The organism is Clostridium fungisolvens, from assembly GCF_014193895.1.
GTDB lineage: Bacteria > Bacillota > Clostridia > Clostridiales > Clostridiaceae > Clostridium_AR > Clostridium_AR fungisolvens.
Genome location: NZ_BLZR01000001.1, coordinates 4,044,456 through 4,064,900, shown reverse-complemented (window position 1 = coordinate 4,064,900; position 20,445 = coordinate 4,044,456). Strand labels below are relative to the sequence as shown.

General features: G+C 32.1%; 16 protein-coding genes. 14 read left to right on the top strand and 2 right to left on the bottom strand.

All coding sequences use genetic code 11. The features are described 5' to 3' along the window. Positions 1–16 precede the first annotated feature (16 nt). From bsdtw1_RS18040 to bsdtw1_RS18030, 4 genes are all read left to right on the top strand, one after another. Complete coding sequence (locus bsdtw1_RS18040; RefSeq protein WP_183278914.1) at positions 17–3,112, top strand: glycoside hydrolase family 3 C-terminal domain-containing protein; 3,096 nt, start codon at positions 17–19, stop codon at positions 3,110–3,112. Between the two features lie 2 nt (positions 3,113–3,114). Continuing rightward, positions 3,115–3,555, top strand: a complete 441-nt coding sequence (locus bsdtw1_RS18035; protein WP_183278913.1) for a hypothetical protein — start codon at positions 3,115–3,117, stop codon at positions 3,553–3,555. A gap of 148 nt (positions 3,556–3,703) precedes the next feature. Then, on the top strand, positions 3,704–3,826 hold the full coding sequence (locus bsdtw1_RS23650; RefSeq protein WP_280514156.1) for a hypothetical protein: 123 nt from the start codon (positions 3,704–3,706) through the stop codon (positions 3,824–3,826). A gap of 82 nt (positions 3,827–3,908) precedes the next feature. Then, positions 3,909–4,544: a hypothetical protein gene (locus bsdtw1_RS18030; RefSeq protein ID WP_244638184.1), complete on the top strand. Its 636-nt coding sequence runs from the start codon at positions 3,909–3,911 to the stop codon at positions 4,542–4,544. 160 nt (positions 4,545–4,704) lie between these two features. On the opposite strand, the gene bsdtw1_RS18025 is transcribed toward bsdtw1_RS18030, so the two are convergent. Continuing rightward, on the bottom strand, positions 4,705–5,931 hold the full coding sequence (locus tag bsdtw1_RS18025) for a glycosyl hydrolase family 8 (protein WP_183278912.1): 1,227 nt from the start codon (positions 5,929–5,931) through the stop codon (positions 4,705–4,707). Positions 5,932–6,003: 72 nt separating this feature from the next. Next, entirely contained in the window at positions 6,004–7,515 is a 1,512-nt protein-coding gene (locus bsdtw1_RS18020; protein ID WP_183278911.1) for a glycosyltransferase family 39 protein, read from the bottom strand. Between the two features lie 1,324 nt (positions 7,516–8,839). Between bsdtw1_RS18020 and bsdtw1_RS18015 the strand changes: the two genes are divergently transcribed. The 10 genes from bsdtw1_RS18015 (at position 8,840) to bsdtw1_RS17970 (ending at position 20,051) form a co-directional block, all read left to right on the top strand. Further along, positions 8,840–9,805 carry an ABC transporter permease gene (locus bsdtw1_RS18015; RefSeq protein ID WP_183278910.1) on the top strand — a complete coding sequence of 322 codons (966 nt, stop codon included), beginning with the start codon at positions 8,840–8,842 and terminating at the stop codon, positions 9,803–9,805. 12 nt (positions 9,806–9,817) lie between these two features. Beyond that, the gene (gene opp4C, locus bsdtw1_RS18010; RefSeq protein WP_183278909.1) at positions 9,818–10,762 is read left to right on the top strand and encodes an oligopeptide ABC transporter permease; all 945 of its coding nucleotides are present in this window, start codon (positions 9,818–9,820) and stop codon (positions 10,760–10,762) included. 12 nt (positions 10,763–10,774) lie between these two features. Next, positions 10,775–11,755, top strand: a complete 981-nt coding sequence (locus tag bsdtw1_RS18005; protein WP_183278908.1) for an ABC transporter ATP-binding protein — start codon at positions 10,775–10,777, stop codon at positions 11,753–11,755. A gap of 1 nt (position 11,756) precedes the next feature. Then, on the top strand, positions 11,757–12,728 hold the full coding sequence (locus bsdtw1_RS18000; RefSeq protein WP_183278907.1) for an ABC transporter ATP-binding protein: 972 nt from the start codon (positions 11,757–11,759) through the stop codon (positions 12,726–12,728). 291 nt (positions 12,729–13,019) lie between these two features. Then, the gene (locus bsdtw1_RS17995; protein WP_183279890.1) at positions 13,020–13,235 is read left to right on the top strand and encodes a hypothetical protein; all 216 of its coding nucleotides are present in this window, start codon (positions 13,020–13,022) and stop codon (positions 13,233–13,235) included. Between the two features lie 176 nt (positions 13,236–13,411). Beyond that, positions 13,412–14,761 carry a glucose-6-phosphate isomerase gene (locus bsdtw1_RS17990; RefSeq protein WP_183278906.1) on the top strand — a complete coding sequence of 450 codons (1,350 nt, stop codon included), beginning with the start codon at positions 13,412–13,414 and terminating at the stop codon, positions 14,759–14,761. A 281-nt stretch (positions 14,762–15,042) separates the two neighbouring features. Further along, positions 15,043–15,486 (top strand): YaiI/YqxD family protein, encoded by a 444-nt coding sequence (locus tag bsdtw1_RS17985; RefSeq protein WP_183278905.1) that lies wholly within the window; start codon positions 15,043–15,045, stop codon positions 15,484–15,486. Between the two features lie 577 nt (positions 15,487–16,063). Then, positions 16,064–18,070 (top strand): triple tyrosine motif-containing protein, encoded by a 2,007-nt coding sequence (locus bsdtw1_RS17980; RefSeq protein WP_183278904.1) that lies wholly within the window; start codon positions 16,064–16,066, stop codon positions 18,068–18,070. Between the two features lie 436 nt (positions 18,071–18,506). Beyond that, positions 18,507–19,259: a lytic transglycosylase domain-containing protein gene (locus tag bsdtw1_RS23645; protein ID WP_183278903.1), complete on the top strand. Its 753-nt coding sequence runs from the start codon at positions 18,507–18,509 to the stop codon at positions 19,257–19,259. A 75-nt stretch (positions 19,260–19,334) separates the two neighbouring features. After that, the gene (locus bsdtw1_RS17970; protein WP_183278902.1) at positions 19,335–20,051 is read left to right on the top strand and encodes a 16S rRNA pseudouridine(516) synthase; all 717 of its coding nucleotides are present in this window, start codon (positions 19,335–19,337) and stop codon (positions 20,049–20,051) included. Positions 20,052–20,445: the final 394 nt, after the last annotated feature.

The following is a 20,445-nucleotide window of genomic DNA, read 5'->3' as shown; positions in this document are numbered from 1 at the left end:
AGAGTGGAGGGGTAAAATGAAGACAAAAAAATCAAGGATTAGAAAGTGGCGTGGTTTGACGTGTGTATCTGCATCACTACTAGCTTTAGTGGTTGCAACTTCAACAATTGCGGAAGCATGGAAAAGTATGATTGATACACAGATAGGGACTGTAAGCTCAAAAATAGTAACAGATAAGACTGATGATAAATCAGATTTGTATACATACAAATCTGATTATAAAAATGCTACTGAGTTAGTGAATGCTCATAAAAGTATAGCAGAGAAAATCCAAGAAGAAGGATCTGTCTTACTAAAGAATAATAGTAGTACGCTTCCAATTAAAAAAGGGGCAAAAGTTACTTTGTTGGGCATGCGTAGTCACTATCCTGTATATGGAGGTCAAATAGGAAGTTCTCCTGTTGTCAACCAGAATGTAAGTCTAGAATCAGCCCTGAAAGAGAAAGGATTCAGTGTAAATCCAACTATTATAGATATTTATAATAAGATTGGAAATGTTGTTACGGGTCAAAGTAAGAACTTTTTTACAGGACAGATGGAGAATGTATATGGTAATCAACCTGGAACATTGAGTAACTCCTTTGGAGTTTCCAATAATATTAGTCCATTGAAGGTAGGAGAGCCTGATATAGCTTCTTATAAAACTACAAATGGTGATTATGCTACTAGTTTCAAAGATTATAACGATGCTGCCATTGTTGTTATAGGGCGCCCAAGTTCAGAAGCAGCAGATTTCTATCCTGGAAAAGCTGGTATGGCACAAGATGAAGGTGCAAAAAATATTCTAGGATTAACTTCAAATGAGAGAAAAGTGATTGAGCTTGCAAAAGAGAACTTTGATAAAGTTATTGTTCTTGTTAACAGTGATAATCCAATGGAGATAGATGAACTTAAAAATGATAATAAAATTGATTCTATTCTTTGGATTGGTGAACCTAGTAACTATGGATTCCTTGGAGTAGTAGATATTCTTAATGGTGCAGTTTCTCCTTCTGGACATCTACCTGATACCTATGCTATAGATTCTACATCATCACCAGCCATGGTAAACTATGGGATGATTCCTTATTCTAATCAAGATGCTATTAGTAATGGAAATCTGAAATATACTGATTATAGAGCAGGATGGTATTTAGTGGAGGCCGAGGGGATTTATACTGGATATAAATATTATGAGACAAGATATGCTGATTTAATAGCTGGTAGCGGTAAGGCGGCTTCAATAGTGGGTTCTAGTAACGGTAGTTCTTGGAACTATAATAAAGAAGTTTCTTATGGCTTTGGCTATGGGTTATCTTATACAAACTTTGAACAAAAGCTGGGTAATGTGACTTTCAATAATAATGACAATACTGCTACTGTAAAAGTTACAGTTAAAAATGTTGGGAATGTTGCTGGTAAAGATGTTGTTCAGCTTTATGCTCAATCACCTTATACCGAATACGATAAGACAAATAAGGTGGAAAAGGCTTCTGTACAGCTGATGGGGTTCGAAAAAACTAAAGAGTTAAAACCAGGTGAATCAGAGGAGGTAACTGTAAAAGTTGATCTTCAATATCTTGCAAGTTATGACTATATGAATGCAAAGACATACATCATGGACGATGGTGATTATTACTTTGCTATAGGAAATGGTGCACATGAAGCGATGAACAATATTCTTGCAGCTCAGGGTAAGACTAAGAGTGATGGCATGGACAATGATGGTAACTCTGCAAATTCATATAAATGGACTCAGAAAAAGTTAGATAGCAAGACCTATTCTAAATCTGCAAGTGGTAAGAGTATTACTAACCAACTTAATGATGCTGACCTTAATTACTATTTGCCTGGAACTGTAACTTACCTTTCCAGAAGTGATTGGGAGAGCACATGGCCAAAGAAATATTCTGGTATTATTGCTAATGACAAGATGATTAAGCAACTTAGAAATGATACCTATACTATTAAAAAAGATGAAGATACCAGTAAGATCTTTCCGAATAAGAATAGCGGGATAACTATAGCTTCAATGAAGGGTGCATCTTATGATGATGAACGCTGGAATTTTTTACTGGATCAGATCAATCTTGATGAGGCATGTGCTACAATTCGTGTAGGACAAAATATTAAAAGGATGGATTCAATTGGACTTTTTGATATGTTTACAAATGATGGACCTATAGGTATTCAAGGTGTCAAACTCGGCGAACGTTCTACTGATAAGAATTCTCCAACATATATAGATCCTAGTGATCCATATGCGGGATATATGACCAATGATATGCCTACTGAACCAGTTGTTGGTGCTACTTATAATAAACAACTTGCACATGAAGAAGGTGTTATCTTTGGCGAAGACTCTTTAAGAAACAAAGTAGTAGTACAGTGGGCTCCTGGCATGAACTTACATCGTACACCTTATAACGCAAGAAATCACGAATATTATTCAGAAGATGCTATACTAACTAATTACCTAGGTACTGAATCTGTTAAGGGAGCTTATACTAAAGGGCTTATTATGGCTCCAAAGCACTTTGCGTTTAATGATCAGGAAACTAACCGTGTAGGTGTAAGCGCATATATGAATGAGCAGAGGGCGCGTGAAGGTGAATTGAGAGCCTTTCAAGGCGCATTTGAAGGTGGTGCACTAGGTACAATGACAGCATTCAACCGTATTGGTGCCACTTATGTTAATGCTCATGAAGGTTTAATGCAAAACATTCTACGTGGTGAGTGGGGATTCAAAGGATATAATGTAACAGACATGGTAAATGGTCCTAATTATATCACAGTTAAGGAATCTGTTATTGCTGGTGCTACACAAATGGATACTAGCAATGATAATAACGTAAAGAGCGGTGGAGCATGGGAATACTTTACAGCTGCAGGAGTAAGTGGAGATGCAACTTTATGTAAGGCTATACGTCAGAACTATCATTATTTCTTATATGCTATTTCAAACAGTAACGCTATGAACGGGATTAGTGCATCATCTCATGTCGTTAACCTTATGACTTGGTGGAGAGCAGCATTAATTGGGCTAGAGATAGCATTTGGAGCTATGTTGTTTATCAGCTTGGCAGGATATGTTCTTACCACCAAAAAGAAAGAAACTAATAAGGAGGCATAATCATGAGAGAATTTTTCAAGAGGCAGAAAGCGGGTTTCTATATATCTATAATGACTATAATTCTTGCATTGATTGGAATGTTCATTTATATATCAAATGGTCATACGGCTTATTATAACGATTTCAATTCGCGAGTGATTATTCTTACTGCCATTGCAGTTGCAGTAGAAATTATTCTTATTGTTATGGTACAAAGTATAGGTGAAAAGCAATGGCTAGATATTTCTTATCTTATAGTTTCTGTGTTATTGGGTATTACGACTATGGTGTTTGTTTCTTATAGAGTAGAGTCAGCAGCTATAATTATGGGATCAAGCTTGGAAAAGGGAAATATTGCGGCAATCAATGCACTTAAGCAAGCTTTAATTGGAGTGGGATTCTACTTCCTTGCTATGATTAGTAGCTTGGTAGGGAGCTTTTTCAGTCAAAAAAAAGCTATTTAATTTGCTGAACCTCATATTGAATATTGATATTATTTTACCTTCAGCATACGTGGTTCTGATTTTATGATGAATTAAAAGAATCACTAAGGTATTAGACACATTGGTGGCAAGAAACAAAATTCAGCCCCTACGCAAAAAGGAAAATAATTTGCTACAACCTAATGGTATGGCTGTAGATGAGAAAATGAAGCATAGTGGTGTATTTACTAAAGTTTTAAATGTTCTCAAAATAGGTGCGGCAGACTTGCTTGCATCTATTTTGTTTCTATGAAAAAATGCGAGTTTGAGATTGGAAAAAGGATAGGGTGACGCTTAAAGTGAAGGTTAGCAATAGTCAAAAAGGAGAGAGAAAAATGAATTATGGAAATAGTAGATACAAAAATGTAATTGCTTCTAGTATAAGTAGATGGGAAAAATTTAAAGACAAACATCCGGAGTTAGCACAATTTTTAGTATTTTTTATGTTGAGTAATGGAATAACAGTTTTACAGATGATCTTAATGCCTATAATTAAGGAAGTTTTTGGATATACATCCATGGTAGATACAGGTTTCCAGGTTTTTCAGGTTGGCCACAATTTTGATGGAAGTCCGTACTATGTATTTGATTATGCGCCAGGGGCAATCACTTCAGGAGGGGGGGGAGGACTTGCATACTTTCTTGCCGTTCAAATAACACTAGGTATTGCACAGATTATAAACTTCTTTGCACAGAGAAATATAACTTTTAAATCAAACGGTAATATTTGGAGTGCTGCATTTTGGTATATAGTTTCTTATATAATTATATCAGTAGGTGCCGCTGCGCTTCAGGGTCTTTATAAAGCTCCTATCTATAACTTATTTATGAACACCTGGAGGATGGGAGGAATTGGAGTAACGATAGCTGATTTTATTACCATGATTATAAACTGTACTATCGCCTTTTGGGTGTTTTTTCCTATATCCAAAGTTATCTTTAAAAAACAAGAAAAATACATTAAATTGTAAGAATGAAATTATTAATGTTGACTATCTTGTTGAGATTTATAAAATAAGACTATATCTATTAATAGGTATGGTCTTATTTTATTTGTATTTTTTTAGGTATTTATATAATATTGAAGCTAGACACCTATTCAAAAGAAAAAGGGTCTAGCTATTTTTTAATTTAGATATGAATTCTATACTGACACTGTCTCCTTAATAGATTTTCAGTACTACTAGGAGTAAACCAGTTTCCGGTAGCAACTATCATAGCCATAAGCTTTAGGGTGTTTTCGTAGAAGGTACATTTTTCGATAGGTTTTTCTATCAGAGTATTCCAGATGTCAACTGTCCACTTATCGTTACCTTCTTGTGTAAGTGAGCTAACTAAAAATGGAGCTATAAAAGCTAGATTATTAGTATCACCAAAACTTGCACCTGGGGTACCATTTGCGATGTAGTAGCCTGATCTTATATTCTTTGGGTTTTGCGTTGTTGTCTGCTTTATCCACCTATTTAATGTGCTAATTTGATTTGTAACTTGGCTGTTATTAAATAGTATAGGCATAGAGTAGCGCCAAGGGGTTCTACAGCTGTTGGTAAAGTAATCACCGTCATGAGGGCTTTCTAATACTTTAGTTTTTGGCGCGATAAAAACACCACCAGATTTTACAAAGAAATCTGGCATAAGACCTGTGTTCTTGCTTTCTCTTGTCATCTGATCATCGATAATAGAAACAATTCTTCCAATTACTCTTTTCCACCTGTCTGCATTTTGTGTATTGACTTTACTGAATTCTATTAGGTGATGTAGCATAAAATCCGAGCTTCTTGTAACTCCTTTAAAGGTAGGACTTGGTATGCCTTGAACCCAATCTCCTAGAGTGAGAGTGTAATCAGTCTTATCAACGCAACTATCCATTAACGCATTGATCCTATTGATAGCTTCTTGTCTATAATTGACTTTATCAACAGCACCCCAAAGTTTTTGAGCAAGAAGGAGTCCATAACTAATATCCATATCTCCATCTGTAGCAGAATCCGTTAGTTTCTCTGCATTTACGATTTTTCCATCTGCAGTTTTAATTTGCTGCCATGCCATTAAGTTTTTATTATAGACACTAGGGTAGTTTTTTACGAAGTTATAGATATTTGTGAAGGTATCCTTAGCCTCGGTATCAAATCTGCTCATTAGTGGGAATATAACCATTGCATATCCCATAGCTTCTGAAACAGTGACTGCATTGTTTGAGGTAGGTTGATCCAAGGAATAAAATAGATAATCCATTTTAGTAGGTGAGTTTTCTACAGTTCTTAAGTAGCGCTTCTTCCATAAGCTATAAAAATAAATTAAGCTGTCATTTAGCTTTTCTTGAGTATATAGATTGACTAAAGCTTTGTTGTAAATCATTGATAACTCCTCTATAAAACATAAGTATAATTCTAGTATATGAATGAAGTGAAAAGTCGTACTTATATAAATTTAATTATGAAGTGATTTATCTATAAGTCTCGATGAAAGCTTATCAGAGATACTGGTGAAATAAATAGATGCTAATGGAAATAGAAGTACAAAAGCAGGATAGACATATCTAGATTTTGTTTCCCACATTAAATGAAAAGCTACAGTTCCAATGAAAGGTAGCAATATCAGCAGTATTTCAGGTGTAAGATCTTTGCTTTTTTTGAAGCAACAAACCGTAGCTCCAAATGCAATAAATAGTACGAAGCCTTTGCAGTACCAAATAATAAGCTTATTCAGTGTTCCATAATATAAACTATTAAGGAAAAGATTGTTTTTCATGTAGTTAATCACTTCAGTGCTCTGGTCATGGGGAAAGGTAAAAAATAATGATTCATATGTAGGCTCAGACCATGTGGTAATAAATTTACCCGCGAAAAAGTTTAAGGAGTACATTGGATTATTTAACATATAAGATATTCGTTTATTTACAAGTTTTAATCCAAGTGTCTTTGCCTGTTTTGAGTCATCGTTAGCAGATTCATAATTTACAACAGTAGATCCATTATACCAACCATTTCCTCTAGGGCCTTCTTCAAGTCCCATGTTTACGAAAAGGATAGAAGGTATTCCTTTAGTCAAGTCACTTCCGGCCTTATAAGAAAGGTATTGTTTAATGGAGTAGTTATAACATAATGAAGTAAGCATAATACAGAGAGCTATGATGAACTTCTTTATATTCAGTTGAGTGAAAAGGTATATTACCATAGCAAGCCAAAACACCAAGGTGTTATTTCTAAATAGTATAGCTATACCTATTAATAAACTGGTGTAAATAAGATAGTTAACTTTATTTTGTCTAAGGAAAATAATTGTAAAGTATATTGCCCAGATTGAAAGACATAGACCGATAATATCCCCATAAACATAAATAGTCAAAATGGTAGTTGGCAAAAATAGCATGGAAATAATAAGGGAAGTTTTTGCAGCTTTTTCGTTATATAATTCTTTAGTTATTTTAAATATACCTAGATGCGTTCCTAAAGTACAAAGTGAAATCAGTACTTGCAAAACCTTATAGTTGCTTGAGAATAGTCTTAAAAACAAAGAGAACATATAAGCCAAAGTTGCTTGATGATTATACTGATAAATGTATCCACCTTTAAAGAAGTCAATATAATTATTTTGACTAATATTTATGGCTGAATTGTAAACCGAAAGTTGATCTGCAAAAGGAGAAGTTTTAGAAAATGCTACCCAAGCCAGTAATATTAATACATCTATAGATAAGGTGAAAAATAGAAAATTAGTATTTTTAAAAAAGTCGCAAAGTTTATAAATAAGCAATATAACTAAAAATACAAATATAGTAGCTAGTATAGATAAGAATATATTATTAGGCTTAATAATTAATTTCTCTTCTAAAGTTACGGTGCATGTATAAAGTACATTTACACTAAGTACTAACAACAGAATAATGAATCCTATTAAATAGATCATTTTGGGTAAAAAAGTATGCATTTGTTTCCTCAAATTTAATCCTCCATTTTATTCAGTTACTTAAATTTTAATAAACAACATTTTTACTAACTTGCTATCATATTTTATTTTCTCCAAATATCTCTTAAACTTTCATATAATATATAGTTGTTTAATTTTTTGTAAACATGTAAGACATGATACTACACAAATGTAATAAAAATACAAAAATATTTGCATTTATTTAACGTTAAAATAATAAATTCAATAAAAATAGAAATGAATTATATGCAATTTAATGATTCAAAAATCCAGTAGATATTTTAAAATGCAAAATATGAAAAAAGTTTTTAAAATACAAATAGATGTAGTGTTATTCTTATTTTTTTATAAGAAAAATTTAGTAAGTTATCAATAAAATATATATATTTACAAAATATTTATTAAGTAATATAATATTTAATAACAATCTGTGATAAGAGAAAAATGTTAAAAAAATTTTAACGAGAAAAAAGGTTTTTCTTGATTTTCTTATCAATGAAAGTTCAAAAAACTTTTCTGTCACTTATACAGCTAACGATTAAGAAATTTACCAATTCCGTTTTATTAATTTAGCCTAGATATAGAAAGATAAAAGGCTATATTCATGTTAAGGGGGTAACTATAATTGAAGCTTTTCATAAAAATAAATTCTTCAAATTCTCGTATGTATTCGCACCCTTACATAGTTATAAATCTAAAAACAAAAGTCTTAAAAAGATCCAATTAAATTTAATATATCTCTTTTGTATATATGTAAAATAAATCTATGAAAGCGCTGACATGTAAGCTATTTAACTGTATAGGAAAATATAAAATTTTCAAATTAGCTAAGCCTAAATAATTTCAACAGATTTAAAAGTTTTTTATGACCATACAGTTAAAAATAAAACTTATTCGCCTGCCAAATTTTCCTCATATACATTCGGAAAGGCAGATGCGTTAAAAAAGCTCACTGAAGAAGATCGCTTCAGCGACTTTTTTATATTAGCTCAAGGGTGAACTAATATTCCAAATAGCTAATATTATGCAATTTATACAAAAGCAGGGTTGTATTTTAAACGTTCTTACAATTTAATTGGAATTTTAACAAAACATCTTTAGGACATGCTATATTTAACTAATAATTCTTAATCATTGGCAAGAAAAGGTGCTTAAAAGTGCTAATCTTAAAAATTTAATCTAATTATTCTATATATTTAAAAGTAATCTCATAATTGCGTTAATTTGAGCATAGTTTTTCATTATATAGATGTAGGAAAATTTAATTTTTAGAGTGGCAAAATATAAAAGTATAGCCTATTTGCTTAGGCAAAATAAAAAGTTTAGGGGGGGTACGATGAGACAGTACATTATAAGAAGACTACTTCAAATGATACCGACAATAGTTGGTATATCATTAATCATTTTCTTAATTTTCGCGTTAGCACCAGGTGATCCAATTACTGCTAATATGGACCCACATATGAGTGTTGAAAGAAAACAGGAATTAAGAGCAATGTATCACTTGGATCAATCAAAGCCTACTCAATATTATTATTGGGTAAAGGAACTTGTAACTAAGGGAAGCCTTGGTGAAAGTATGTATTATCAAAAACCTGTATCACAAGTAATGAAGGATTTTATACCAAATTCTTTTTACCTATCACTTGCTTCACTTGTGTTAGGAGTTTTAATAGCAGTTCCAATAGGAGTTGTTTCAGCCACAAAGCAGTATTCACTATTTGATAAAGTGTTTACTATTTTCGCACTCATAGGAATATCTATTCCTTCATTCTTTTTCGGATTATTACTTATAAAATGGTTTGGTGTAGATTTAAAGATACTACCATTCTCAGGTATGACAACAGCAGGAAGTCATTATACTGGCTTCGAATATTTTTTAGATGTTATAAAGCATATGCTTTTACCGCTTATAGTTTTAACACTCGGTTCAGTAGCAGGTTGGATGAGATATACTCGTTCAAGTATGCTTGAAGTTATAAGACAAGACTTTATAAGAACTGCAAGAGCAAAGGGACTTAAGGAAAAGGTTGTTATTTACAAACATGCCTTAAGAAATGCACTTATCCCTGTCATTACATTATTAGGTTTTTCAATCCCAGGTTTATTTTCTGGAGCTACACTGACAGAAAGTATATTTAACTGGCCTGGAATAGGACCTGTTCAACTTGCTGCAGTTAATTCAAGAGATTACTACCTTCTAATGGGTACAAACTTAATGCTTGCCATTTTAACACTTTTAGGAAACCTACTTGCAGACGTGGCATATGCTTTGGTTGACCCAAGAATAAGATTGAAATAGGAGGTGGAATAAATGATAAAAAAAGAACCTAAGGCTAAAGAAGTTGTTAATAAGAAAGAAAAGATTGAAAGCCCTTGGAGTTTAGCTTGGAAGAATTTAAGAAAAAACAAACTTGCAATGGCTGGTTTATATATATTGCTCGCATTAATTATCTTCTCCTATATAGGACCATGGATAGATGAGCTTATAAGAGGCGGAGGTACTACAATGCTTTGGGAAAAGTCAGATCTTCTAAATGCATTAGCAGATCCTACAGCACAACATCCACTTGGAACAGATAATCTTGGTAGAGATGTGCTTGCAAGACTTATGTATGGAGGAAGAATATCTCTTGCTGTTGGTGTTGTTGCTGTAAGTATAGAGGTTATTATAGGAACAGCACTTGGTATAATGGCTGGTTATTATGGTGGGATTATTGATTCCTTAATAATGAGATTTGTAGATATATTATTATGTTTTCCATTTTTACCGCTTTTAATAATGATCGGTGCAGTTATGATGGATATGGGAATCAACCCTAAATATAAGATATATGTTGTTATGATTGTAATAGGTGTTTTAAGCTGGCCGAGTCTTGCACGTTTAGTAAGAGGCCAAATTTTATCTCTTAGAGAACAAGAATTTATGCAAGCTGCGGAAGCTCTCGGTTTAAAAGATAGAAGAAAGATGTTTGTACACTTACTTCCAAATACATTAGCATCTATAATAGTTACTGCAACTTTAGGAATTGGTAGTGCCATTCTTACGGAATCGGCTCTAAGCTTCTTAGGTCTTGGAGTAACGCCACCAACACCTACTTGGGGAAATATGATACAAGCAGCACAGGACTCATATGCACTTCAATTTCAACCATGGCTTTGGATGCCACCTGGAATATGCATATTCTTAACGGTTATGGCAATAAACCTATTTGGTGATGGATTAAGAGACGCATTAGATCCTAAACTTAAAGTGTAGGAGGATAAAAGGATGGCTAAAAATTTAGTAGAATTTAAAAACTTAAAGACTTATTTCTACACTGGTGGTGGTATTGTTAAAGCTGTTAATGATGTTAGCTTTAATATAAGAGAAGGGGAAACTGTATGTGTTGTTGGTGAGTCAGGCTGTGGTAAATCGGTTACTGCGATGTCACTAATGAAACTAATCCCTAATCCTCCAGGAAAGATAGTTGGTGGAGAGATACTATTTAATGGAAAAGACATACTAAAGTTTACTGAAGAAGAATTAAGAAATATGAGAGGTAATGAGGTTTCGGTAATATTTCAAGAGCCTATGACATCTCTTAATCCAGTTTTTAGAATTGGAGAACAATTAACTGAGGCAATAATACTTCATCAAAAACTTTCAAAACATGAAGCTGAAGAAAAAGCAATAGAGGTTCTAAAAATCACTGGAATTCCTAGAGCTGAACAAATAATGAAATCATATCCTCATGAACTTTCAGGAGGTATGAGACAAAGAGTTATGATAGCTATGGCTGTTAGCTGTAACCCTAAACTTCTTATAGCAGATGAGCCTACTACAGCGTTAGACGTTACAATACAAGCTCAAATTCTTGATCTTATGAGAGATATAAAGAAGAAGTTAAATACTTCGATTATGCTTATAACACATGATCTTGGAGTAGTTGCTGAAATGGCTGATTATGTAGTAGTAATGTATGCAGGTAAGGTTATAGAAGAGGCACCTGTTGAAGAATTGTTTAAGAATCCACTTCATCCATATACTCAAGGATTACTTAAATCAAAACCGCTTCTAACTGAAGAAACAGGGGATAAGCTTTATTCAATACCAGGTCAAGTTCCTAATCCAATAGGAATGCCTGACAATTGTTATTTTAATTCAAGATGTGATAGATGTATGAACAAGTGTAAGGATAAGCAACCAACATTAATAAATGTAAGTCCTATACACAAGGTTTCATGCTGGCTTTATGAGGAGGGAAAATAATATGGAAGATAATACACTATTAAAAGTTGAAAATCTAAAAAAGTATTTCCCTATTAAAGCTGGAATATTACAAAAAACAGTTGGTAATGTTAAAGCTGTTGATGATGTATCCTTTGAATTAAAAAAGGGAGAAACTTTAGGTTTAGTTGGTGAGTCAGGCTGTGGTAAATCAACTACTGGAAGGACTATATTAAGACTGCTTGAAAGAACAGAAGGAAAAGTAATATTTGAAGGTAAAGATATATTTGAATTAAGTAAAAATGATTTAAGATCCATAAGACCAAAGATGCAGATGATATTCCAAGATCCTTATAGTTCTTTAAATCCAAGATTATCTGTTGGAGAGCTTGTAGGTGAATCTTTGCTTGATCATGGCATAGCAACTAAGGATCAGATTCCAGACTTAGTTGCAGAAACACTTGAGAGAAGTGGTCTTGCAGCATATCATATGAAGAGATATCCACATGAATTCTCAGGTGGACAAAGACAGAGAATAGGTATCGCAAGAGCACTTATATTAAATCCTAGTTTTATAGTTGCAGACGAGCCTGTTTCTGCACTTGATGTTTCAATACAGTCTCAGATTATAAATCTTATGACTGACTTGCAGCAAGAAAGAGGATTTTCTTATCTTTTTATATCTCATGATTTAAGTGTTGTTAAGCACATATCTCATAGAGTTGGGGTTATGTATCTTGGAAGCATGGTTGAGCTAGCTCCTAAAAAGGAATTATATGATAATCCATTGCACCCATATACAAAGGCACTTTTATCAGCAGTTCCTGTACCAGATCCAACTTTAAAGAGAGAAAGAATACTGCTTAAAGGTGATATCCCTTCACCAGCAAATCCGCCATCAGGATGTAAGTTCCACACAAGATGTCCTTATGCTATGGAAAAATGCTCTAAGCAGATTCCAGAATATAAGAATGTTGGAAATGAACACTGGGTTGCTTGTCACTTAGTTGATTAATTAAAATAAAAGTCTAAGCCAAAGCTTAGGCTTTTTTCTATTTAGGCTATTTTTACAAATTTATTATGAAGCTAAATACAATATATACTTAATATAATTATAGTAGATAAAAATGTAATGGTCTTAATGAGATAGATAATTTTTAATATATACACAAAGTACAAAGGAGCAATAAGAAATTAGAGCTTTTTACAACCTTTTTCTAAAGGTGAAAAATATTATAGAAAAGATTTCTTGTACTAGCTTATTGTGGTATAATACAAAATGATAAATTAATATGAGGTGAAATTATTGTTCAAAGTTGGGAAGAAAGAAGAGAAAATACTAAGTGAAGAAGAGCAATTTATAAAAGAAATGCAAGAACAGCAAGAACAGGACAAACCTACCTTTAAAGATCTTTTAGCTATAATGATTGCTCAATACATAATAATACTACCAATGCTAATAATCGCAATAATTATTTTTACCCTTATAATGCTATTTATTACAAGAGTGTGGTTAAGATAGACCATACGATAATATTTTTTTGTTTTTTATCGCTTGCCAGAATTTATTCACATTAGTTGTGAAAAGGCAGATGCGTAAAAAAATCACCAATAAAAAACGCATTAGCGATTTTTCAATTGCTTATAATATTAAAATATATAATATACTATTAGTCTTAAAATTTTGGAGGTAGTAATATGAAAAAGGGATTAACTTTAGACCTATCAAAGGTTGCACCTTACTTACATGAGTATGAAGTAGGATATATGGAAGACATGGTTCTTTCTGCTCATAATAAGTTACACAACAAAACAGGAGCTGGCTCAGATTTCTTAGGATGGGTTGATCTTCCTGTAAATTATGACAAAGATGAATTTGCAAGAATAAAGAAAGCTGCAGAGAAGATAAAATCTGATTCTGATGCGCTTATAGTTATAGGTATCGGTGGTTCTTACCTTGGTGCAAGAGCTGCAATTGAAATGCTTACAAATAACTTCCACAACTGTTTACCAGCTAGCAAGAGAAAAGCACCAGCTGTATTCTACGTAGGAAATAACATAAGTTCAACATATATGGCAGAATTACTTGAGGCTGTTGAAGGTCTTGATATAAGTGTAAATGTAATATCTAAATCAGGTACTACAACTGAGCCTGCAATCGCGTTCAGAGTATTTAAAGACTATATGGAAAAGAAATATGGTAAAGATGGAGCAAAGGAAAGAATATTTGCTACAACTGATAAGAGCAGAGGCGCATTAAAATCTTTAGCTGACGCTGAAGGATACGAAACTTTTGTTATTCCTGATGATGTTGGTGGTAGATTCTCAGTTTTAACAGCAGTTGGACTTCTTCCAATAGCAGCAGCTGGAATCAACATAGATGAAATAATGCAAGGAGCTGCAGATGCAAGAGAAGCTTATGCAAATACTTCTTTAGCTGATAATGATTGCTACAAATATGCAGCAGTTAGAAATGCTCTTTACAACAAAGGTAAGTCAATAGAAATACTAGTTAACTACGAACCATCAGTTCATTTCTTCAATGAATGGTGGAAACAATTATACGGAGAATCAGAAGGAAAAGACAACAAGGGAATATTCCCAGCAGCAGTTGACTTCTCAACAGATCTTCACTCTATGGGACAATATATCCAAGATGGAAGAAGAGATATATTTGAAACTGTTATAAGCGTAGAAAAAGCTAAGAAAGAAATAACTATAGAAGCTACTGAAGACAATGTAGATGGATTAAACTTCGTAGCAGGAAAAACTATGGATTTCGTAAACAAGAAAGCTTTCCAAGGTACTGTATTAGCTCACAATGATGGTGGAGTTCCAAACGTTATTGTTAATGTTCCAGAACTTTCAGCATACTACTTTGGTCAATTAGTATACTTCTTTGAAAAAGCATGTGGTATAAGTGGTCACTTATTAGGAATAAACCCATTTGATCAACCAGGTGTTGAAGCATACAAGAAAAATATGTTTGCTTTACTTGGAAAACCAGGCTTTGAAGATTTAAAGAAAGAACTTGAAGGCAGATTATAATTTTTTTAAGAAACTCAGCATTAGTGCTGAGTTTCTATTAATTTCAACAATATTCTCAAACATATTTTTATAGGGGTACCAAAAGAGTATAATGGAAGCATCTTTATTGAAATAATAATATTAAATTAAGTATGATAGTAAAGGGAATACTTAGTATAGATAGACCAATCTCAAATAGTAATTATTTCTCACTAATGGTTGGTAGAATTAATAACTGAGTTTGCATAGAAAAGATGGAGTATCTTTATATTAAGCAATTAAAAAATAAGAAGGAGAGAAGCATGAAAATAATTGTAGATGGTGATGGTTGCCCAGGGAAGGCATATATAGAAAAAGCAGCTAAGGAACATAATATAGAAGTTGATATATATTGCGATATGCATCATTTGATATCGTCAGATTATAGCAGGATTGTTATTGTGGAAAGTGGATTTCAAAGTGTGGATATGTATATAATAAACAACGCTAAAAAAGGGGATATAATAATAACTCAGGACTATGGAGTGGCAGCAATGGTTCTTGGAAGAGGATGCTACGCGTTGAACCCAAAAGGCAATATATACGATGATAAAAATATCGATAGACTGCTTTTTGAAAGACATATATCTCAAAAAGTTAGAAGAAGTGGTGGCAGAACTGGAACTCATAAGAAAAGAACTGAAGATGATGATTTAAAACTATATAACTCATTAAAGAGATTAATACAAAAAGGCTTGGAAGAATGATAAAACATCTTTCAAGCTTTTTATTATTTTGACTTTATGAAATTTAGAGGTTATGCATCCTATGCCTTAATGAGCTTACGCAAAGAATTAATATGATTTTGTCATATTCCATGGCTAAAACTGTAAACTCACTACGTTCGAACAGTACAGTTTATTAACGCTATTCCATCTGAAAAAATCATTTAATTCTAATAGCTCGCTCATATAGCATCTCCTGCATAACCTCTAAACTTAAATAGTATTTTCAAATATAGATCTTAATTTATAGATAATATTGGAATCTTTAGCTTGTTATTTGATACTCTATGTTTTATCATAAAAAGTAAGAGTTTTCTGAAATATACAATATAGATTGTAAAAATAAAACAATCATTTTACAATTAATGGGAAATATAATATAATTATTTTGATATAGTAGTTCATAAATATGGATAAAGGTATTAATGTAACCTTAGATATTAAAAAAGCTTTTACTGAAAAAAAGCATTTAACTAAATCAGTTAGAGAAAAATTAGATACCTAAGATTGGGGTATATACCAAAGGGTGAAAATAATAAACAAGAGGTGCTGAGATTTTATGGAAGAGTTAGTTCTGGTATTTGACAAAAATAGTCCTCAAGAAAAAGATGCAGCAATAAACATAAGTATAGGTAATTATTCAAGTGAAGAGTATTTTTTTAAGTTTTTAGTGGGGAAAGATGGTATATGGGATGAGATTAAAGACTTTTCAAAAGATGCTAGTTGTACTTGGATACCAAAAAATGATGGTAAGTATTTTATAATGGTACAAGTAAAAAAAGAAGGGTCAAAAAAGCCTTTTGATTTTATAGTAAGGGGCGATTTCCTTATAGGTGAAAAACCAGAAAATCTCATTAAAGATGTATATATAGAAAGTGAAGAAATAGAAATAGGAAAAAAGATAACCATTCAGGTTGAAACTAATAGTGCTCCATCTATGTATAAATATTGGATTAGTGGAAAAGATGGTTGGGAGCTTATAAAAGATTATTGCACAGAAAATACCTTGTCTTTCACTGCTACTGAAGTGGGTAAGCATGATATATTGGTTGAGTGCAAGGTTCCTGAGTCGAAAGATAATTTTGATGACTTTAAGACAGTGTCTTTTAGAGTTAAGGATATAGCAAGACCTGAGATTATAGATTTTAAATGTCTTACTAGTGATTTACTTGTTGAAGAGGAGTTAATATTTCAAGTATATACAAGGCAAGATGATACTAGAACAACTTTATATAAGTTTTTGAAGATTAATCCAGATGGAAAGACGGTTTGTATACAAGATTATTCTTCAAGAAGAATGGTAAGCTTTTGTGAAAAGATACCTGGAAGTTATAAAATATTATGTTTAGCAAGAGATATGTATTCTGAGAGAGAATACGACGATAGAGCTATAATGGTGTATGAGGTAAAGCCGTATCATGCTATAAATATAAAGAGCTTTACTACTGATCTTAATTCCCCTCAAGCAGAAGGAAGTAAGATTTTACTTAAAGCTGTAGTTGAAGGTGGAAAACACCTGCTATATAAGTTCAAGATTGATGGTAATTATGGTGAAGATTCAGGATATATAAGGACAAGCAGTTTTTTGTGGGAACCTAAGTATGAAGGACAGTACAGAATTACTTTGTTTGTTAGAGATGAATCTTTTACAGGTGAATTTGAAGATAAGAAAAGCCTAGAGTTCTTTGTGGAGAAAAAAAGACAAAAGGTTGTAAAAATAACAGATGTAGTGGTGGATCGAAATAATCACTATATAATAAATGAGCCGATAAATATAAAGGTTATAACAGAAGGTGGTATAGATCCAAAGTATAGTTTTGTGGTTTATAAAGATAAAAAAGAAAAAGAAAGAGTAAGCTATGGAAATGCTAACTGGGTTAATTTCACACCTGAGGTTTCTGGTGAATACGAACTTGAAATTAAGGTGAAAGATAAATATTCAGATAAAGAATATGATAGTCATCAATTTATATATTTTAATGTTAAAGAGTACATTGAAGGAAATATAGATTATGTTCTTCTTCCGTCTAAAGAGTATTATCTGATAGATGATGATGTTGAATTTGAGGTAATAAGCCAAAATACTAAGGATACTTTAGTAAAGTATGCAATATTAATTGATGGTCATACAGTTGAGGAAACAGATTTTATAACCAACAAAAAGTTTACTTTTAAGCCAAAAAGAGCTGGTAAGTATATAGTAGAAATGTATGCAAAAAATAAGAAGTGCATAGAAGGGTTTGATAGCAAAAAATCCATTACTATTTATGTAAATGAGGCACCACCAGTAACTGGAACTAAAATACTGTGCAATAAAACTTCTTATAAGATTAGTGATGAAATAAACATTAATGTAGAAAGTTGTGGTGGGAAAGAGGTTTGTTATGAGTTCTACCTAATGGAAAAAGGAAATTGGATATTGGTACAGAAATATTCAAGAAAGAGCTATTATACTTTGATGCCATTTATAGAAGGTTCATACAGAATATTGGTTCTTGCAAAAAGTTATTATAAGAAATGTGCGTATGAAGACTACGATGTTGTTGAATTTAAAGTTGAAGAGTAAGATTTAATCTAGGCTCCTATCATTATATTGTGATAGGAGTCTTGTTTGTTAATTACACCTAGATATTTCATCTTAAATAATTGTAGTTACCTTCATAACTATTTATAATTTTATATTCTTTTAATTATAAAAATAAAACTTTTTAGAATTAAAAGAATATAAAAATTTATAGTAAACATACAGTTCTAAACTTATATAAAGGAGTTATTAACTCTATAGCAAGAATAACTACATATTAAAAGTCAATAATATAAATGAAAGTAAAAATATTAAAATTAAGTGATGATGTTAAATATAAAAAAGTGATAATATACAAATTAATCTCTAAAGTGATAAAATAATTATAGCGATAATAAGAAAGATGGATATTTTTGTTTTTATCATAAGTTTTTTACATATAAACCGATTATATAATTAAGCTTTAGGATGTGAGTTAATGAAAATAGATAATGCAGAACAGATGTTAGGAGTTCAGATGCTTTCTACATATATGAAACAGGCAATGGGTGATTCTCCAGCCTTCGATATGGTTATGGAAAGTCTTATGAAGAATCTTACAGAAGACAACAGTAACAGTAATATATTAAGTGCATTAACTGGTGGTACTTCTGATAATGGAACTACAGTAGATCAAAATGTTTTAGCTGGAACTGATCTTAGTAAATTAGGGCAAACTTCACTTGATTCCTATGATGGAACTACGCAATTAGGTTTAAATAATTTAAATCCTTATTCAAATGCAGTTTTAAAGCTAACCTCTAAAGGTTCTAGCACAAGTGGTAGCAATATGGCTAGAATTGACAATGCTATAGCACAGGCTTCTCAAAAATATGGGGTTAATCAAGATTTGATAAGAGCAATAATAAAGCAAGAGTCTGGTTTTAACCCTTATTCTGTTTCAGGTGCTGGAGCTACAGGTATCATGCAGATTATGCCTGAAAATTTTAGTGGATTAGGAATTACAGATCCTTTTAGTGTAGAACAGAATATAGACGGTGGTACGAAACTTCTAAAAGGATATTTGGATAAATATAATGGAAATACAGAAATGGCTTTAGCTGCATATAATGGTGGTCCTGGGACAATGCAAAGAAGAGGTGTTGGTTCATCAAGTGAGATATATAAAATGCCTCGTGAAACAGTAAATTACGTAGGTAACGTAATGAATTATTTTAGAAATGGTGTATAATAAGAAGACTGTACTTTTTGGTGCAGTCTTTTATGTTAGCTAGTTGCAATATATAAAAAACAAAGGAGTGTTATTTTGGAGAGACTTGATAAAATTCTTTCAAACTTGGGATATGGCTCAAGAAAAGAGATAAAGGCATTAGTTAAAGCTGGTGGAGTAGTTGTTGATGATAAGGTTGTAAAGGACAACGGACTACAGCTAGATCCAGAAAAATCTAAGATAGTTATTAATGGTGAAGAAATATTCTATAGAAAATACATATATTTAATGATGAATAAACCGGATGGTGTAATATCTGCAACTTTTGATAATAGGGATGAGACTGTTATAGATCTTCTTTATCCAGAACATCAGGTTTTTGAACCTTTTCCTGTAGGTAGACTAGATAAGGATACGGTAGGACTTTTACTTATAACTAATGATGGTGAGCTAAATCACAAGCTTATATCCCCTAAATGGCATGTTGATAAGGTGTATTATGCTGAAATCGATAAGGCTGTCAATGAACAAGATATAAAAGCTTTTGAAAAAGGGATAGTACTTGATGATGGATATGAATGCATGAGTGCTAAGCTTGAGATAGAGGAAGCTACAGAAGAAGGGTCTAAGGTTTTAGTTACGGTTCAAGAAGGAAAGTATCATCAGGTTAAGAGAATGTTTGAAGCAGTAGGGAAAAAGGTAGTATATCTTAGAAGAATAAAGTTTGGAAACTTACCATTGGATGAAAGTTTAGAAGAAGGCGAATATAGAGAATTGACAGAAGAAGAGCTAAATGTGTTAATAAATTGCTAAAATATGAAATTTTTTCATTCATAGTAATATATTATTTACAATATTTTTTTCAAAATAGACTTGCTTTTTAAAAAGCAATTATATATAATAATTCTGCAAGGATAAATAAAAGGAATAAATAGCCCCCTTTTTATTTATTGCTTATTGCTGAAGCGCAACCTAGCCCCAAGGGTTGCGTTTTTTTATTTTTTAGTAAATTATAATTTAAAGAGATCTGCGGATAGTTATGTCAACAGTCTTAAGACATAATATAAGTTAAAGAATAAAAAAAGAAGAATATGTCGCCTGCCCAATTTTCCTCATATACATTTGGAAAAGCAGATGTGCAAAAAAATCACTGAAGAAAGTCGCTTAAGCGATTTTTTTTATTTGTCAAAAAATATATTTGCAAGAA